A 16,294-nucleotide genomic window follows, 5' to 3' on the forward strand; every position below is an offset into this window, starting at 1 on the left:
AAATGGGCGCGCTACCATGACATCGTGACGCGATCATTGATGCGATTCGTTGGCCACGTGCTCGCCCTCGGCGCGTGTGCCGGTTGCGGGAGCACGTCGGCCGACGAGGCACCCGCCAGAAGTGCCGACGCTGGCGGCGACGTCGGGATGACAGACGCGAGCTCGAAGGGGGACGCGATGGTGGCGGACGCGAGCTCGATGAAGGACGCAAGCTCGATGAAGGACGCCGAATCCGACGCGAGCGCGCCAGACGCCGAACCCGCGGACGCCGCGCCGCCCGCCCCGCTCACCTACGAGAACGTCGTCCTGGATGCGAACGGAGACCCGGACTGCTCCTTCATGAATGGTGCGTACTACCTGTATCTGCCGGACCAGATCCACCAGAACGGCGCCGCCGTAGGCGGCCGCGTGATGGGCTATCGCTCCAAGGATCTCGTTCACTGGAAGGCTTTGGGGGCCGTGTTCGACAACGTGGACGAGGCCTATGGCGGCGACAGCACGCGCGGCCTGTGGGCGCCGGAAGTGCTGGCTCATGGCGGCAAGTACTACCTCTACTACGTCAACGTCATGAGCGGCGGGGCGGACGCGAACGTCGGGAACAAGGACATTGTCGTCATAGAAAGCGATACGCCGGAGGATTTCCACTCCGGCACCCACCGCAAGGTGCTGCTCGACAACGACTACGCGTTCATCGACCCGAGCCCGTTCATCGACGGCAATAAGCTGTACCTGCTGTACAAGCGCCGCAACGCCCCGGGCACGGGCACGCGACTGGTGATCCGTCCGATGAGCGATCCGCGGACCTTCTCTGGAGCACAAACGGTGTTGCTCGACTCGAGTGACGTGAGCGGCAGTGGGCAGCTCGAGCACCCGATGATGTACAAGGCGGGCAACAAGTACTTTCTGCTGTACTCGTTCGGCGAGGGCGATCAGCCTTCCTACCGGATTGCCTACGCGACCTCCTCGACCCCCACCGGTCCTTTCGTACAGCGCGGCACGCTGTTCGCCTCGGATCCCATTGGCGCCAAGAGCCTGTCCAAGACGGTGATCGCTCCGGGGGCCGCGTCCATCGTGGAGGATGGCGCCGGCAAACCCTGGATGGTGTATCGGCAGAAGAAGACCGCGAAGACGACCTTCGCCGACCGCGGCGTGTGCATCGACCCAATCCAGCTTGCGCCAGCGAAGAACGAGATCAGCGGCAAGCCCACCAAGGGCGTGGTCCGCCCAGGCCCGGCGTTCTAGCCTCGAATTTGGTCCGGTCACCGCCGCGCGTGCCACGATCCGCTTCCACGCCGGAGGCCTCATGGAAACGCTGGTACTTCTAGAAGCGACGACTCGACTGCCGTCTTGGGTGGACCATGAAGCCGGTCCGGAGAGCAACGTGATGGTGTTGGCGGAGCGCCCTGGCGACCACCCGGTGGAGCTCGAATCTCGGGCTCTGGCGTACGCCGGGCAGGTGAGCCGAACCATCTTGGTGTGTGGCCCAGAGGGCGGGCGAGAGCGAACGGCAGTGCGCTCGGCGCTGATTCTGGAGCTTTCCGAGCGCGGTCCCGTGTTGCTGGCGACCTCGGCGGAGGTGACGCCGGAGCTGGCCGAGGTGGCTCGGTTGTACCGCGTGCAGTTGCGCCTCGACATGTCGCGCGGACGTGAAGAGACTTTCGCGGATCCCGTGCGTCGCGTAGCCTGAAGTATGACCCGCGTCGTCTTTGGCTGCGTTCCGGACACGGACGACGACGTCACCCGCGGCCTACTCCAGAAGCTGTGCTCCATCCTGGGCGCCGCCGTGGGCCTGAGCGTCGAGCCGCGCGTGGCCGCCTCGCCGCAGGCCCTCGCGGAAGAGCTGGCCGCCGGCCAGGTGGACGTAGCGTGGACCTCGCCGACGCTGCTGCTCACTTCGAACGAGCTGCGCGCTGCCACGCCATTGGTGTGCTCCGTCCGTGGCGGCATGACGCTCTATCATGGCGTCGTCTTCGTGCGGGAAAGCTCGCCCTACAAGAGCACCGTGGACTTGAAGGGCGCCCACGCCGCGTGGGTGAGCGAGACCAGCGCGTCCGGCTACATCTTCGCCCGTCTCGCCCTCGCGAGCTACGGTTTGGACCCGCGGAGCTTGTTCGGATCCGAAACGTTTCACGGCTCCCACGGCAACGTGGCGCGGGCGGTGCTCACGGGGCAGGCCGACGCGGGCGGCGTGTACGCGATGTTTCAGGACGGCAACCCGATGCGACCGCTGGTGCGAGCTCCGTTCATGGATGCCGTGAAGGGTGAGCGCGGGCGCATCCTGTTTGCGACCCCGGCGATTCCGGCGGACCTCATCGTGGCTCGCGCCGGGCTAGACCCAAAAACAAAAACGGATCTGGCAGACATCCTCGGGCAGCTCCATCACAATCGCGATGCCGTGGAACCACTGCAGCGGGTGCTCGGGGCCGACGGCTTCGCGCCCTTCGACCCGAGGTCTCTCGAGCCACTGCGGGAGCAGGTGCAGAGTGGGCGGGAGCTCGGCTTGATTTAACGCATCCCCGCCAGGCGGTGTTTTCTCGCGTCATGAGAGCGAGATGGGCTGTTGTGGGAGCGCTGGCGGCGGGGGCGTGTAGCAAACGGCAGGAGGTGGCGGACGCTGCGCCGCCCCCAGCGGCATCGCCGCCAGCAAAGACCGCGACGATGAGCGTTGCGGATGCGCGGCACGCGCTCAATCGGCTGAGCTTCGGGCCGCGGCCGGGGCAGGCCAAGGCGCTGGCGGGGCAGGGACTTTCGGCGTGGCTCGCCGAGCAGCTGGCGGCGCCCAAAGAGGAGCCCGCGAACGTGAAGAGCGCCCTCGAGCCCTATGCGTCGGGCCTGATGCCACCGGACCAGCTGGTGGCGGAGATGCTGGGGGACGACTGGATGGCCGTGCCCGAGGGCAAGATCAAGCAGCTGTTCAAGGGCAAGAGCCTGCGCGAGCACCTCGGCAACATCGCGATGGCCAAGCTGACGCGACACGTTCTGTCGGAGCGGCAGCTGGAGGAGGTGATGGTCGACTTCTGGACGGATCACTTCAACGTTTTCGCTCGCAAGGGCGCCGTGCGGCTGTTCGCGGGGGACTACATCGAACGCGCGATTCGCCCTCACGCCCTGGGTAAGTTCTCCGAGCTCCTGTTGTCCACCGCGCGGCACCCGGCCATGCTCCTGTATCTCGACAACGCGCGCAGCGTGGCCAGCCGCGGCAAGGGTCGCCGCGGCCTCAACGAGAACTACGCTCGCGAGCTCCTCGAGCTCCACACCCTCGGTGTGCATGGCGGCTACACGCAAGACGACGTCATCGGCACGGCTCGCATACTGACCGGCTGGAGCGTGACGCGCCCACGAGAGGGCAGTCTTTCATTTTTGTTTAGACGGCGCGCGCACGACGCGGACGAAAAGCGCGTGCTGGGCGTCACGTTCCCCGCCGGCGGCGGTGAAGAAGAAGGGGACAAGCTCTTGCACATGCTGGCCGCGCACCGCGCCACGGCGAAGCACCTCGCCACCAAGCTGTGTCGGCGCTTCGTCGCGGACGAACCCCCGGCGGACTGCGTGGAGCAGGCTGCGGCCGCGTTCAGTCAATCCGGCGGCGACATTCCGGCGATGATTCGCGCCATCGTGGCGCACCCCGCGTTCTTCGCGGAGCAGAGCCGCGGCACCAAGCTCAAGAGCCCGCTGGAAGCCGTGGCCAGCAGTCTGCGCGCAGTGAACGCGGCTCCCGATGGCACGCTGCGCTTGGCGTTGGTGCTCGCCCGCATGGGGCAGCCGCTGTTGCTCGAGTCGGCTCCCACGGGCTACGCGGAGACGCGGGACGCCTGGCTCGGGAGCAGCGCCATGCTCGCGCGCATGACCTTCGCCACGGCGCTGGCGGCCAAGAAGAAGCTCGGCGCGCGGGTGGATCTCGACGCCGTGCTTCCGGTGGAGCCGAGCGACACGGTGGTCGAGCGCGCGTCCCAGTTGCTGTTCGATGGGCAGCTCGGCAAAGCGATGCGCGCGGCCCTCGAGCAAGAGACATCCGGCGTGGCGAACGAAGAACGGCGCCGCGCGCTCGCCCTTGCTCTTCTTCTCGGTGGCCCGAGCTTTCAACGACAGTGAGGCGATGATGAAGATCTCGAGACGCAATCTGCTATTCGCTGCAGGGATCACGCCGGCGGCGCTCTTGGCGCATCGCTTTGCCTGGGCCGAATCTGCTCCACGCGCGAAGACGCTCGTGTGCGTCTTCCTGCGCGGCGCCATGGACGGCCTCTCTGCCGTGGTGCCCTACGCCGAGGACAGCTACTACCGGGACCGCAAGGCCATCGCCATCGCCGAGAACAAGCTCATGAAGCTCGACGATCGCTTCGGCTTCCATCCCGCCCTGGCGCCGCTGATGCCCGCGTGGAAGGCGGGGCAGCTCGCGCCCATCGTGGCCGTGGGCTCGCCCCACCCGACGCGCTCGCACTTCGAGGCGCAGGACCACTTCGAGTGGGGCGGCATGTCGGGCAGCGGCGGCGGTTGGCTCGCGCGGGCCCAGAAGTCGCGGGGCAAGAGCGCGTCGAACCTGTCGAGCGTTGCCCTGGCGCGCACCACGCCGCTGGCATTTCGCGGCGAGCCCGGCGTGGTCGCGGCCCAGCGGCTGAGTCAGGTCGGGCTCAAAGGACCGCCCGCGGTGCGCGATCGCTTGGAATCCGCTTTCGCGAAGATGTACGGCACCGAGGGCGACGCGATCGGTCGTGCGGGAACGGACGCGCTCGCCGTCGCGAAGCGGCTGCGTCAGCTGGACGCGAAGGGCAACGACGGCAAGTACCCCGCTCCCGTCAAGGGGCTCGCGGACATCGCGACGCTCATTCGTGCGAACGTCGGGCTCGAGGTGGCCTGGATCGACACCACGGGCTGGGACACCCACACGGGGCAAGCCGGTCGCCTGAATCGGAACTTGGAGCTCTTGGGCAAAGGCCTCGCCGCGTTCCGCGAAGATCTGGGCGATCGTCTCGAGAGCACGTTGGTGCTGGTGATGACGGAGTTCGGTCGTACCGTGAAGGAGAACGGAACGGGCGGCACGGATCACGGTCACGGCAGTGTGATGCTCGCCCTCGGCGGCGGCGTGAACGGCAACAAGGTGCTCGGCAAGTGGCCCGGACTCGCGGCCGCGCAGCGCTACGAAGGGCGCGACCTCGCGGTCACCACGGACTATCGCGACGTGTTCGCGGAGGTGCTCGACAAGCAGCTCGGCGTGTCCAACCCCAAGGCAGTGCTGACGGACCACACGCCCGGACCGGGCGTCGGACTCCTCAGATAGCTTGCGCGCCGCGAGCGCTCGGGGTCTGCTTTCCAGCGGTGGAGCGCGATCGCGACAAGTGGCGTCGGCCCAGAGCTCGGAGTGCATGCGCGACGGCGCCGGCTGTCCGCGCCGCCGTCGCGCTGATGGCGCTGAGCGCCGCGCCGGCGGCCCGCGCCGCGGACGAGAAGGCGTACACCTTGGATTACCGGGCGGAGGATGGATGTCCGTCTCGGGAGGCCATCGTCGAGCAGCTCGGCAGCCGTTCGCGCCGGCTGGTGGAAACGCGACGCGGGGGGATACCGGTGAGCATCTCCCTCACGCATGCGGGGACGCGCTACGAAGGGCGATCGCGAGTGGCGCTGCCCGACGGAGTGCGAGTGCGCAGCCTGGACGGCGCCACGTGTGAGGAGGTCGCCGACGCGCTGACGTTGATCGTCGCGCTCAACCTGGACCCCGACGCGGGCAGCGATGTTTCCGCGGCGGACCGACAACCTGATGCTCCAAAACCCGAGCCCCCTCCCGCCCCAAAGCCCGCGCCCGCGCCCGGTCTGCAATGGCGCGCGGCGCTCGGCGGGGGCGTTGGTGTTCGCGGTGGCGCGGTGCCGAACCCCGGCCCGGCGTTGTTCGCGTTTGCGGAAGCGGACTCGGAGCACTCGGGCGATGGTATCGCGCCGAGCTTTCGGCTGAGTCTCGCGCACGTGAGCGGAGAGCAGCGCGGCTTGGAAGGCACTGGTGAGTTCTCGTGGACGGCGGTCGCACTGGAAGCGTGCCCGCTGCGCGCGCCGGATCACGGCGTGTGGAGCGTACGCCCCTGTGCGGCCTTCGAGGTGGGCGGCCTGCACGCCGAGGGGCGGAACGTCACGCTGCCGCGCAGCCCCACGCGCTTGTGGCTCGCCCCCGCGCTCCTCGCCCGCGGCGCGTGGCGCATCACGCCTCTGCTGCGCCTGGAAGCGAACCTCGGCGCGAGCTTCCCCCTCACGCGCCCGACCTTTTCGTTCGACACGGGCGAACGGCTGTTTCAGGTGCCCGCGGCGGGCGTGCACGCGGGGATCGGCGTCGCGGGCGTGATCGAGTGACTACTGGAGCCAGAGGAGGAAGCCGCGCTGGCTGCCGCCGCTGCCAATGGGACTGGGTATCTGTAGGGTGCCAAAGTAGGTGCCCCCAAACAGCGCTTCACCAGTGGAGCTGGCGGCGGCCGATGAAGCTTGAATTGGCCCTATCGTGCTGCCGATGGTTTGCACCCAGTCCAAGCTCCCAGCGAGCGATACATGGAACGGCACGGCTCCGCTCTGCTTCTTGACGGTACTTCCCTCGATCGCGAGCTGGTCCACGGTCCAAACCGTTACGCCGTTGGAGCCCAGGGCGACTGCGGCCGTATTGCCTCCGTAGCTCCGCGTCCACATGCGCTGGCCGGTCGTGGAAAACAACGTCAACAGGTACTGACCTGATACGGTTTTGCACGGTGGTAGCTCTTGGCTTCCAACGCGGGCTGTTTCCCCCTTCGTGCTCCACGCAATGGCGACACCGGCACTTCCCGCGGAGATGTAGTGTGGAAACAGTGGATTCTCTGCGGTCAGTACCTGGTGCCACTCATAGCTCAGGTCGTGGTCGAGCTTGACGAGGACCGCGACTCCGTCGACGGAGGAAAGCGATTCGGTCGCGTTGGGCGCCATCACCAGGGTCGGGTTCTGGGGAGCAAACAGTGCGTAGACGCTGCCCTCTGGACCCACGGTCACAGCTTTTGCGGTCACGTTCTGGTTGCCGAAGGTCGCTGAAGCCCGCTCCTTGAGGTCGTCGTCGTACGCGATGAGAGCCTCTCCGTACCAGCCGCTCGGTGCGACGACGAAGCCCCCCATCGGATCCCCCGCAACCTGTGGGCGATTGATGTCGCCCGAATCGATGGTGCGGGAAGCGCTCGCAAAGAGCGAGCTTCCCTTCATCCGAAACACGGCGAAGTAGTTCGGGTTGCTGCCCGTCACGGTCTGGGCGTCGATGGTGATCGAGCTCGTGAACGGCGTGATGTAGGCGAAGTCACCGGTCTTGCCGAGTGGGACCACGGGGACCAATGTGTCGCCCGGAACGCCTCTTACTTGCTCGATCAGCTGCTTCTGAAGATCGAAGACGCCGACAAACGGTCCGTTGCTGACTCCTGACTGCGCGTCAATGCCTGACGCAAAACCTTCGATGGCGAAGAGCGACTGCGACAGCCTCGCAGCGCTCTCGAGAGCTCCGTTGCCCGTGCTTCCAATCGTAAGCGCGCCGCCGACGTGGTCCACGCCATCCAGCACGCTTGCCGTACTCGACTCGAGTAGCTGCCAACACGTTTCCGGCTTCGAACCACCTGTACCCGCAGCGCCGCCCGCCCCCGCAACACCCGCGCTTCCACCCGCTGCGACAAGCTCCCCTTCCTCGTTGCCCAGCAGGCCATTGCAGCCAACGAGCGTGAGTCCAACGACGAGGAACAGCCGGCGAGCTACCATCGCCCGCTCACGCCGACTCCGCCGAAGTCGCTGGCGACGGCCGGGTGCACGCGCACGGCGCTTTCGGAAGATGGCGCCGTGAGCCACAGGGCGATGCCTGCGGCGACGCCGACGCCGCCGACGGCGAAGGCGATGGTCGAGATGTTGCCAGCGTCGATGGCGTCTTGTCGTAGATCCACGCCGGCCTGATCGCGGCACGCCGAGCCATCACAGTGGTCGTCGGCGTCGCTCTTTTTCGCCATCGATCGCAGCCCGAAGTAGCTGCCAACGCCGACACCGACGACGCCCACCGCTCCGACGACGAGCGCGATCTTCTTCTGGCCGCTCATGCCCGAGGTGTCTGCCGACGCGTCTGCCGACGAGCTCGGCGCGGGCGCTGGCTCGGCAGCAGGTTGCTGCACCGGAGCGGATTCGGGAGCTTCGGTGGGAGCGGGCGCAACGGCAGGCTCCGCCGCCTCGTCCTTCAACGCGGGAACCTCTACGCTGCTCGTGCCCGGCTTGGACACCGCGATGGTCTGCTCCCACGGCTGTTTGCCCGGCGCTTCTGCCCGAATGACGTGATTGCCGGGATCGACCGGAATGGCGACGCCGAGCTGGCTTGGGCTGAGGGTCTCACCATCGCGACTCACGCTCAGGCCGTCGACGCGCGCGGCGCTGCTCACGCGCACTTCCACGCGGGAGAGCTTCTTCTCCAGCGCGCTCACTCGCGCGAGGGCGGCCTTCTCGCGGTCCTTGCGCCTGTCTTTGCGCGCCCAGCTGAGCGCCTCGTTGTAGGCCGCCCAAGCGCTGGCGGTCTTGCCTGCGAGCTCGTAGCAGTTGGCCAGGTGCAAGAGCGTGCCGCCCGCGGGGTCCAGCCGCTGGCTCTCCTTGAGCTTGGGACAGGCTTTGTCGTAGTCCCCCGCGGCCACCAGGCGCTTGCCCTCGTCGAACAACGCTTGCGCCGCGACCGGATCATTCGCGCGGGCGAGGGTGGAGACGCTGCCCACGGCAGCCAACAGGAGCACGGAGAAGCTGGTTCGGTTCATTTGCGATCGTCCGGAAGGGGAATGACACCGCCCGTCGTCGGGGGCAACGGCGTTTTGGTCGGCGGCGAGGCGCTGGCCTTGGGAGCGGCGGGCTTCGGCTTGCTCGCAGCAACGGCGGGCTTCGGCTTGCTCGCGGCAACGGGAGCCGCGACGATCTTTGTCGCTGCATGTTGGTTCGCCGCGGAAACGTCGGGCTCGGCCGGCGCGTCTGGGGTCGCCGCGCCGGCCTCGGACGACGCGGCGACGATGGGCGTCGGCTCCGCGCTCACCGTCGCGCTCGCGGTCGGCGCGGAGGCGACGATGGCTTCGGCGCTCGCTGCGCTCGCGCCCGTCGCGGCGCCGGAGCGCGCGGTGAGTCGCACCACGATGGCACTCAGAGTAACGACCGCAAACAGTGCGGCCACCAACACCAGGGCCCGGAGGGCGCGCTTGTGCCGCGGCGGCTGCGTCGCGCCCCAGCCCCCGACGGTTTGCTGCCCTTCTGCGGGGCCGGTGATGGCCGGCGCGCCGGAGCTGACGCCCGCCGCCCGCGTCGGCGGAACCTCTTCCACGTCCGCGCTGGCGCGCTCTTCCAGCACGCGGGAAACACGCGACGCTCGCGGTTTGTCGCCCTCTTCTGCCCAGTCACTCAGGGCATCGGACAGCTCTTTCACGCTCTGAAACCGCTCGGACGGCCTTTTCGCCAAGCAGCGGAGGATGATCCGTTCCAGCTCGGCCGGGAGCGTCGCCAAGCTGCTCGGCGGGGAAGGCGCCTCGTTCACGATCTTGAGACACACGGCGGGGAGCGTCTCCCCGTTGAACGGCAGCTCGCCCGTCACCAGCTGATACAAGATCACGCCCAGGGACCAGATGTCGGTGCGGTGATCTGCATTGCGCGCGGACTGCATCACCTCCGGCGACATGTACAGCGGCGATCCCATCACCGCGGTGGTGCGGGTGAGTTGATCGGCGGTGGATAAGTTCAGCTTCGCGATGCCGAAGTCCAACACCTTGACGCACGCGGACCCGTCGTTGCGGCGCGTGAGGAATAGGTTCTGCGGTTTCAGGTCGCGGTGGACGATGCCGATGGCGTGCGCTTCCGCGATGGCGTCACATGCCTGCAGCACGTAGCTCACGGCCAGCTCGGCACGAAGGCGCTTGTTCTTCTTCAGCTCCTCCGCGAGATCGTTCCCCTCCAGGTACTCCATGACCAGGTAGGGGGAGCCGCTCTCCAGCGTTCCCACGTCGTGCACACGCACGATGTGCTCGCTCCGCACGCGCGCTGCGGCACGCCCCTCTTTCAGGAAGCGCGCGACCGCGGTGCCGTCCCCCAGCGACCCCGGCAACAGGAACTTGAGCGCGACGGGAATATCGAGCTGCATGTGGTGCGCCGCGACCACGACCCCCATGCCGCCGGCACCGAGCACGCGATCGACCCGGTATTTGCCCGCCAGCACGTCGCCAGCTTTGACGGGAGAGCTCTGTTCCATGTCCGTGTCGTCCACGCCCCGGGAAGCGAGTCAGTATAGCGCGGGCTACTTCATGTGAAGGACAAAGTCGCTAGTCGTGGTGGACTTACTTCAGGGCCAGCTCACCAAGACATCGCGCTCGGTCACCGCGCCTCAGTTACATGCGGTGATCCCTGGGTCGGTACCACCGTCCTCATTGACCGGGGTGTGGCAATAGCCGTGCTGTCCGAGCGCTGTTTCAAGGCCGGAAGAGTTCAAAGCACGGCACACGAGGTCGGGGTTACCGCAATCGCTGTTGCACGAACACAGCTGGACACACAAACCTTGATCGCCGACACCGGGCGAGGAGTTCAGCAAGGAAGTGATGAGACAGAACCCGGGAGCCTTGCCTGCGCCGTCCCAGCCGCACTGGGGCAGGGCTCCAATCGTGCAGTTCTGAGTGCACGTGTACGTGAAAGGAACGCTGCTTCCTGGGTTCACGGAAGGGGCGCAGTTGCCCGTGCACTCGCTAGAACCGCCGTCCGTGCACTTCTCACCAAGGCTCTTACCTGCGGGTGCAGTCGTGCGGCACAGTCCGCTCTTCGGATCGCAATGCAGCAGGTCGCCGCAGTCCTCGTCGCCATTGCACTGTGGCACGCAAACACTGCCCGACAGCGTCACGCCATCGTTCGACTGCGGGCTGCACGCCATTTCCGGTCGTCCCTGACATTTGCTCTTCAAGAAGTTGGGGCCCGGATTGCCCAAGGTGCAATTCTCGAAGCAGTACCCCGCGCCTGCCGTGTACTCCAGGCACGTGGCGTTCGTGCCGAGGCCTTGGCAACCTAGGTCCGAGGCGCACGACGTGGTGCACAGCCCCTTCGCTGGGCCGCCACCATCCAGCGTTCCGGAGCTGGCCGTCAGGCACGTGAGGCCGCCGCAGTCCGCGTCTGCGGTGCAGGCGCGTCCCAGCGTCGGTTCGCCGCCGTCGGAGCCGCCGGAGCCGCCGGCGCCGCCGGTCCCGCCGCCACTCGTCCCGCCAGCTCCCGACAGGCCACCGCCCGTCCCACCGGCACCAGAAGCAGCCGTTCCCCCATTCCCCCCAGCATCCGAAGCCGCAACCCCCCCACTCCCCGCATCAGCCCCGAGCCGCCCGTCCTCGTTCCCGAGAATCGCGTTGCAGCTCACGAGCACGCCCAGCGCCACGCACCCACCCCAGAAGAAAGCTCGCATCCTCCGCCCTTATTGCCACTGACCGGGATTCGCGACAACTGGCGGATTTGTCGATCAAACCCCGCCGCTCGCGACACTCCTGGCTGATATGCTGGCTCAGCCCCTGGCGCTGGAGACGCCGCCGATGCCCCGAGCCGACAGCGGCGCGGACGTTCGCGCGCGGCAGCGCGCCTTCGTGCAGCGCCATAGCAGCTTCGTGAGCCGCGTGCTCTGGAGCCAGGGAGTGCCGCGGGCGGCCATCGACGACGCGGCGCAACAGGTGTTCATCGTTGCGCTCCGCCAACTGGACGAGCTGCGGGACGAGCGCTCGTTCCTGTTCACGGTGGCCAGCCGCACGGCCAAAGCTGCGCGCCGGGCGGAGCAGCGCACGCCGCCGGCGGACGACGCGGGCGCGGCGGACAGCTTGGTGGACAGCGAGCCGCGGCCCGACGAGCTGCTCGGCAAGAAGCGCGCGCGGGAGCTGCTGGACGAGATCCTCGAGTCTTTGCCCGAGGACGCGCGCACGGTGTTCGTGCTGTTCGAGGTGGAGGGCCTGACCATGAAGGACATCGCGGCGGCCCTCGACGTCGCGCCGGGGACGGTGGCATCGCGACTGCGGCGCGGCCGCGAGCTGTTCCAGGCTGCCGCGCGACGAGTGCGCGCCCGAGAACAAGGAGGTGTGGCATGAGCGAGCTCGAACGACTGCTCGATACGGAATGCGACGCCTTCGAGCGCGAGCTGCTCAGTGCCGCAGCGGACGACCCGAGGGAGGCGCAGCGCGCGGACCGTTTGATCGTCGCGCTGGGGCTCGGCGGACCTGTGCCTCCGGGGGGCGGTGGCAGTGCGGAGGGCGGAGGGAGCGCGACGGGAAGCGGCAGCGCGACGGGGAATGCGGCGAGCGGCGCGACGCAGACGACGAGTGCGCTCGTGGCCAAGGCCGCGGCGGGTGCTGCCGTGGTGGGCGCCGTGATCTGGGGCGCCGTCGCCCTCCGCGGCGCGCCGCCCACGCCGTCCCCGCGGCCTTGGCCACGAGCGCGCCCGCCGCCGTGGCGCCCGCCGTCAGCGTCGCGCCCGCGCCCGCACCGACGCCTTCTGCCGCGCCGCCTGCGACGAGCGCTGTGCCCACGGCGGCGCGGCCGCGAGCTTCCGCGCCGCGCCAGCCCAAAAATACAACGCCCCAAGCCACCGCCAGTGGGACGAACGTCACGAATGCGAGCCAGTTGGCCCGCGAGGTTCAAGCGCTGGCTCGCGCCCGAGCGGCGCTCGCGGCCGGGGATCCGGCGCGGGCCCGGCGCGAGCTGAACGCCTATGACGCCGCGTTCCCCAACGGGATCTTGGCGCCTGAAGCCCGCACGCTGCGGGCGCGAATTGACAGCGCGACGCAGAATCCGTGATCAAAGAGCACGGCTTCCAGCACTTCAGGATGATGAGCACCTCGCTTCGAATCTTCCGCTACCTGCTCTCGGCCCTGGTCGTGGCGGCCGCCGTGAGCGCGTGCAGCAGCAACGACGACGCCAGCCTGGGCGGCAACAGCGCCGACGCCTGCGGCGACTTCAACTGGCGCAAGCCCAGCGACGGCACCATCGTCTGCCCCGGCGCACCGGGTTGCTCGTGCAGCACGGGGCAGGTGTGTTGCGTGAGCCTCGTGGGCGGCAAGGCGGCCACCGGAACTTGCGGTGCCCTCACGGACTGCGCCGATCTCGCCATGCAGTGCGATGGCGCCGAAGACTGCGCGCCCGGCCAAGTGTGCTGCCTGCTCGACGATCTGGGCGGCGGCACCGAATGCCGCGCGCCTCAAGACTGCTTCTTCACCAACGAGATCACGCTGTGCCGGACCCAAGACGAGTGCGACGGCGTGAAGACTTGCGCGCCGTCACAGCCCGGAACGTATTTGGCCGGCGTCGTGGGGGGCTGCGGGTTTTAGCGGCAGCCCTGCGTAGTCGTGCCGGCTGACTGCTTCAAAGGCGCACAGTCAGGCGTGATCGTCGTATCGGCGCACTTTTTCAGATCAGAGCTTTGTCCGCAGTTCACGTCCGTATCGAAGCCGAGCCCGGGACCACTGCCCGGGCACGCTCCGTAGCAGCCGAAGCCGCCCAGGCACAGGCCAACGACGCAACCGCCTGGGGCAGGAGGTTTGCATTCGCCACAAGCGGTGTTTGCGATCTTCGGATATTGCACCGAAGCAGCTTGGTCGCAGTTGTAGTCGAAGCTCCCGTCTCCGCGATCAACGATGAAGTACTGAGTCTGGCCGGGCTTCGCGTTCGCGCTACCGTCGTAGCAGTCCGAGGAGTTCGACACGTAGCCGGCGGGCTTGGTCCCGGAACACGCGGGTTTCTTGCTAGCCGCATTGCCGTACGTGTCGTTATCCGAGTCCTGATACCAGTAAACACAGGACTGGCCGGAGGCGCACTCAGCACCCCCACACAGGCAAGTCCCTGTGCTGCAACTGGCGGGTGATGCGCAACTCGAGACGTTGCAGCACACCCCGCTCACGCAGTGCGCACTCTGACACTGGTTGTTTCCCCCGCAGCTCTGTCCGTTGGTCTTCTTGGCTTCGCACTTGGTGCCGTTGCACCAGTTGCCGGTCACGCAGTCCGCATCGCCGCCGCAGCTGGTCTTGCACGTCGACGTTCCGCACACGTAGGGCGCGCACGACACCGTTGCCGAGCCGCAGGTCCCTGTGCCGTCGCAGGTGGGGTTCGTCTGCGTGGAGCCCGAGCAAGTGGGCGACCCGCAGCTCGAGGTCGGATACTCGCACGCCGACGCTCCGTCGCAGCTGCCGCTGCAAGGTCCACTCGCGCTGCCCCCTAGGCACTCCGAGTCAGGATCCGTGCCCTGCCCGTACGGCGTGCACGTTCCCTCCGAGCCCGTCACGTTGCACGCTTCGCATTCCTTGTCGCAGCCGGTGTCGCAACACACGTCGTCCACACACAGACCGCTCTTGCACGTGCTTCCGTTCGCGCACGCGGTGCCGTTGGGATCTCCGTTCGGGTTGCCCGCCGTGCCGCCCCCGCCGCCGGTGCCACCCGTCCCTGCGGTTCCTGCAGTACCCGCGCTCCCTCCACTGCCCGACGCGCCGGAGCCGCCGCCCGACCCCGAAACGCCGCCGTCACTTCCCGCCGCTCCCGCCGCTGCGCCCCCGCCATCCTTCGTGCTGGAGTGCGGATCGAACTTGTCGCTGGAACACCCCGTTGCGGTCACCAGCGCCAGCGCCACCAGAGTCGAAACCGTCGCGAATGCACGTGCCTTCACTGCTCCACCGCCCGTTTCGAGAATCGCGCGACGCCCGAACGTCACGCAAGGAAGCCCCGAGGTTAGCACTCGCTCAGCGTCGCGTCAGCCGCACGCCACCTGGCCTGCATGACAGTCTCGCCCACACCCGATTCCTACAATTCCTCCAATTGCTGTTGGTCCGCCGCGGAAACAAAATGCCCGAGCCCGACACGACGGTCGGGCTCGGGCATTTGGAGTCATCCTAGCGGCACGTCTGCTTTGTCAGGAGCGGGTCCTCCGTGACCTTGCCGAAGGAGCACGAAGTTGTGGAGTCGGGGCCGCACTTGGACAGCTTAGCGGCGGTGCCGCAAGCTACGTCGCTCGCGAAGCCCGTCGCCGGTCCGCTCGACGAGCAGTTGCTGTTGCCGTTGCAGCCAAAGCCATAGGTATTCAATCCGCCCGGGATGGGTCCATTCCCGCAATTCCAGCATGTGCCTGGAATGAAGGTTCCGCAGTCGCGACATGCGTTGATGTCGACCTTTGGGATCTTCTTCGTTACTTTGCCATCGCAGTCGTAGTCGAAGCTCAGATCCCCCCGGTGATCGGGAAAGAAGCCTGTTTGCCCTGGGTGAGCGTTCGCATTCGCGTCGTAGCAGTCCGCATTGTTCGCGGCGTATCCCGGGGGAGGCTTGGTTGCGCAACCGTAGATGCTCAGGTTCGGATTGGGATCACCAAACTTGTCGCCGTCGGCGTCCTTGTACCAGAGCACGCAGCTGTCGCCGGCTGCGCACACGGAACCGCCGCACTTGCACGTGCCATCACTGCAGCTGAACGGAGACCCGCAGCTCGATACGTTGCAGCAGGTCCCGCTGACGCAGTTGCTGCTGCTGCACTGGTTGTTTCCGTTGCATGCCTGGCCGTTTGCCTTCTTGGTCACGCACTTGCCTGCCGAGCAGTAGTTCCCGCTGACGCAGTCGGTGTCGCCGGTGCAGCTGGTCTTGCAGGCACTTGCTCCGCACATGTACGGCGCACAATCCGCGGTCGCCATCTTGCACTCGCCCGTGCCGTCGCAGGCAAACCCCGTCGATTGGCTTCCCGTGCAGACAGGGTTGCCGCAGCTCGTAGTGGCACCTGGAAACTCACACGCCGACGCGCCATCACAGCTGCCCGCGCACGTGTCGCCGGCCTGCGCCGAGCCCAGGCACTCCGCGTCGGGATCCGTGCCCTTGTCGAAGGGCGTGCACGTTCCTTCCGACCCGGTCACGGCGCAGCTCTCGCAGTCCTTGTCGCAGGCGCCGTCGCAACACACGCTGTCGACGCAGAAGCCGCTCTTGCACTCGCTTCCGTCGCCGCACGTGGTGCCGTTGTCCGCGCTGCCCTTGGTGCCGGCTGCGCCGCCCTGGCCGGCCGTGCCGCCCGTTTCCGCGCCGGCCAAACCCCCAGATCCAGAAGCACCGCCCGAGGCGTTTCCGGCGGCGCCTCCGCCTCCATCTTGGTCCGCCCCTCCGGTGCCATTCGGGGTCGAATCGAAGCTATCACTCGAGCACGCCGCCAGGCTTCCGGCGCACGCGATCGCGAAGACGACCGCAGCGCTGCCTGCGCGTACCAACTTTGTATATGCCGTCATTGGACTCTCCCTGCGGTGTTGTCAAAAAACCGCGAGGAGCCTTTCGGCTGGGCAACGTG

The 16,294-nt window shown here is 67.5% G+C and carries 15 protein-coding genes; 9 read left to right on the forward strand and 6 right to left on the reverse strand.

Annotated elements, in window-relative coordinates:
• Nucleotides 1-24 precede the first annotated feature (24 nt).
• The 6 genes from H6717_37470 to H6717_37495 all read left to right on the forward strand — a co-directional run bounded on the left by H6717_37470 (nt 25) and on the right by H6717_37495 (nt 6,330).
• Entirely contained in the window at nt 25-1,242 is a 1,218-nt protein-coding gene (locus H6717_37470) for a family 43 glycosylhydrolase (GenBank protein ID MCB9582790.1), read from the forward strand.
• Between the two features lie 61 nt (nt 1,243-1,303).
• Nucleotides 1,304-1,687: a hypothetical protein gene (locus H6717_37475; protein MCB9582791.1), complete on the forward strand. Its 384-nt coding sequence runs from the start codon at nt 1,304-1,306 to the stop codon at nt 1,685-1,687.
• A gap of 3 nt (nt 1,688-1,690) precedes the next feature.
• Nucleotides 1,691-2,509 (forward strand): PhnD/SsuA/transferrin family substrate-binding protein, encoded by an 819-nt coding sequence (locus tag H6717_37480; protein MCB9582792.1) that lies wholly within the window; start codon nt 1,691-1,693, stop codon nt 2,507-2,509.
• 149 nt (nt 2,510-2,658) lie between these two features.
• Nucleotides 2,659-4,089, forward strand: a complete 1,431-nt coding sequence (locus H6717_37485) for a DUF1800 domain-containing protein (protein ID MCB9582793.1) — start codon at nt 2,659-2,661, stop codon at nt 4,087-4,089.
• 7 nt (nt 4,090-4,096) lie between these two features.
• On the forward strand, nt 4,097-5,272 hold the full coding sequence (locus tag H6717_37490; protein MCB9582794.1) for a DUF1501 domain-containing protein: 1,176 nt from the start codon (nt 4,097-4,099) through the stop codon (nt 5,270-5,272).
• Between the two features lie 125 nt (nt 5,273-5,397).
• A complete protein-coding gene (locus H6717_37495) occupies nt 5,398-6,330 on the forward strand; it encodes a hypothetical protein (GenBank protein ID MCB9582795.1) in 933 nt (310 codons plus the stop codon).
• Here the strand turns inward: H6717_37495 and H6717_37500 are convergent, their stop codons facing one another.
• The 4 genes from H6717_37500 to H6717_37515 form a co-directional block, all read right to left on the reverse strand.
• Nucleotides 6,331-7,530: a hypothetical protein gene (locus H6717_37500; protein ID MCB9582796.1), complete on the reverse strand. Its 1,200-nt coding sequence runs from the start codon at nt 7,528-7,530 to the stop codon at nt 6,331-6,333.
• 197 nt (nt 7,531-7,727) lie between these two features.
• The gene (locus H6717_37505) at nt 7,728-8,759 is read right to left on the reverse strand and encodes a tetratricopeptide repeat protein (GenBank protein MCB9582797.1); all 1,032 of its coding nucleotides are present in this window, start codon (nt 8,757-8,759) and stop codon (nt 7,728-7,730) included.
• Nucleotides 8,756-10,243 (reverse strand): protein kinase, encoded by a 1,488-nt coding sequence (locus H6717_37510; protein ID MCB9582798.1) that lies wholly within the window; start codon nt 10,241-10,243, stop codon nt 8,756-8,758. The genes H6717_37505 and H6717_37510 overlap by 4 nt, the downstream gene beginning before the upstream one ends.
• Nucleotides 10,244-10,360: 117 nt before the next feature.
• Complete coding sequence (locus tag H6717_37515; GenBank protein ID MCB9582799.1) at nt 10,361-11,416, reverse strand: hypothetical protein; 1,056 nt, start codon at nt 11,414-11,416, stop codon at nt 10,361-10,363.
• Nucleotides 11,417-11,504: 88 nt separating this feature from the next.
• On the opposite strand from H6717_37515, the gene H6717_37520 reads away from it, so the two are divergent.
• The 3 genes from H6717_37520 (at nt 11,505) to H6717_37530 (ending at nt 13,319) form a co-directional block, all read left to right on the forward strand.
• Entirely contained in the window at nt 11,505-12,083 is a 579-nt protein-coding gene (locus H6717_37520; GenBank protein ID MCB9582800.1) for a sigma-70 family RNA polymerase sigma factor, read from the forward strand.
• The gene (locus H6717_37525) at nt 12,080-12,697 is read left to right on the forward strand and encodes a hypothetical protein (protein MCB9582801.1); all 618 of its coding nucleotides are present in this window, start codon (nt 12,080-12,082) and stop codon (nt 12,695-12,697) included. Before H6717_37520 ends, H6717_37525 begins: the two co-directional genes overlap by 4 nt.
• An 88-nt stretch (nt 12,698-12,785) precedes the next feature.
• The gene (locus H6717_37530; GenBank protein MCB9582802.1) at nt 12,786-13,319 is read left to right on the forward strand and encodes a hypothetical protein; all 534 of its coding nucleotides are present in this window, start codon (nt 12,786-12,788) and stop codon (nt 13,317-13,319) included.
• Here the strand turns inward: H6717_37530 and H6717_37535 are convergent.
• Both H6717_37535 and H6717_37540 read right to left on the reverse strand, forming a co-directional pair.
• Entirely contained in the window at nt 13,316-14,647 is a 1,332-nt protein-coding gene (locus H6717_37535) for a hypothetical protein (GenBank protein MCB9582803.1), read from the reverse strand. The two genes, H6717_37530 and H6717_37535, sit on opposite strands and share 4 nt — an antisense overlap.
• Nucleotides 14,648-14,870: 223 nt before the next feature.
• Nucleotides 14,871-16,235 carry a hypothetical protein gene (locus H6717_37540; GenBank protein MCB9582804.1) on the reverse strand — a complete coding sequence of 455 codons (1,365 nt, stop codon included), beginning with the start codon at nt 16,233-16,235 and terminating at the stop codon, nt 14,871-14,873.
• Between the last annotated feature and the right edge of the window lie 59 nt (nt 16,236-16,294).

The organism is Polyangiaceae bacterium (assembly GCA_020633235.1).
In the GTDB taxonomy this organism is placed as follows: domain Bacteria; phylum Myxococcota_A; class Polyangia; order Polyangiales; family Polyangiaceae; genus JACKEA01.

Excerpts from the sequence above, each read along its gene's own strand:
- H6717_37520 (MCB9582800.1), top strand. The coding sequence starts at position 11,505 with ATGCTGGCTCAGCCCCTGGCGCTGGAGACGCCGCCGATGCCCCGAGCC.
- H6717_37485 (MCB9582793.1), top strand. The coding sequence starts at position 2,659 with ATGAGCGTTGCGGATGCGCGGCACGCGCTCAATCGGCTGAGCTTCGGG.
- H6717_37540 (MCB9582804.1), bottom strand. The coding sequence starts at position 16,235 with ATGACGGCATATACAAAGTTGGTACGCGCAGGCAGCGCTGCGGTCGTC.
- H6717_37505 (MCB9582797.1), bottom strand. The coding sequence starts at position 8,759 with ATGAACCGAACCAGCTTCTCCGTGCTCCTGTTGGCTGCCGTGGGCAGC.
- H6717_37490 (MCB9582794.1), top strand. The coding sequence starts at position 4,097 with ATGAAGATCTCGAGACGCAATCTGCTATTCGCTGCAGGGATCACGCCG.
- H6717_37495 (MCB9582795.1), top strand. The coding sequence starts at position 5,398 with ATGGCGCTGAGCGCCGCGCCGGCGGCCCGCGCCGCGGACGAGAAGGCG.
- H6717_37475 (MCB9582791.1), top strand. The coding sequence starts at position 1,304 with ATGGAAACGCTGGTACTTCTAGAAGCGACGACTCGACTGCCGTCTTGG.
- H6717_37525 (MCB9582801.1), top strand. The coding sequence starts at position 12,080 with ATGAGCGAGCTCGAACGACTGCTCGATACGGAATGCGACGCCTTCGAG.
- H6717_37480 (MCB9582792.1), top strand. The coding sequence starts at position 1,691 with ATGACCCGCGTCGTCTTTGGCTGCGTTCCGGACACGGACGACGACGTC.
- H6717_37515 (MCB9582799.1), bottom strand. The coding sequence starts at position 11,416 with ATGCGAGCTTTCTTCTGGGGTGGGTGCGTGGCGCTGGGCGTGCTCGTG.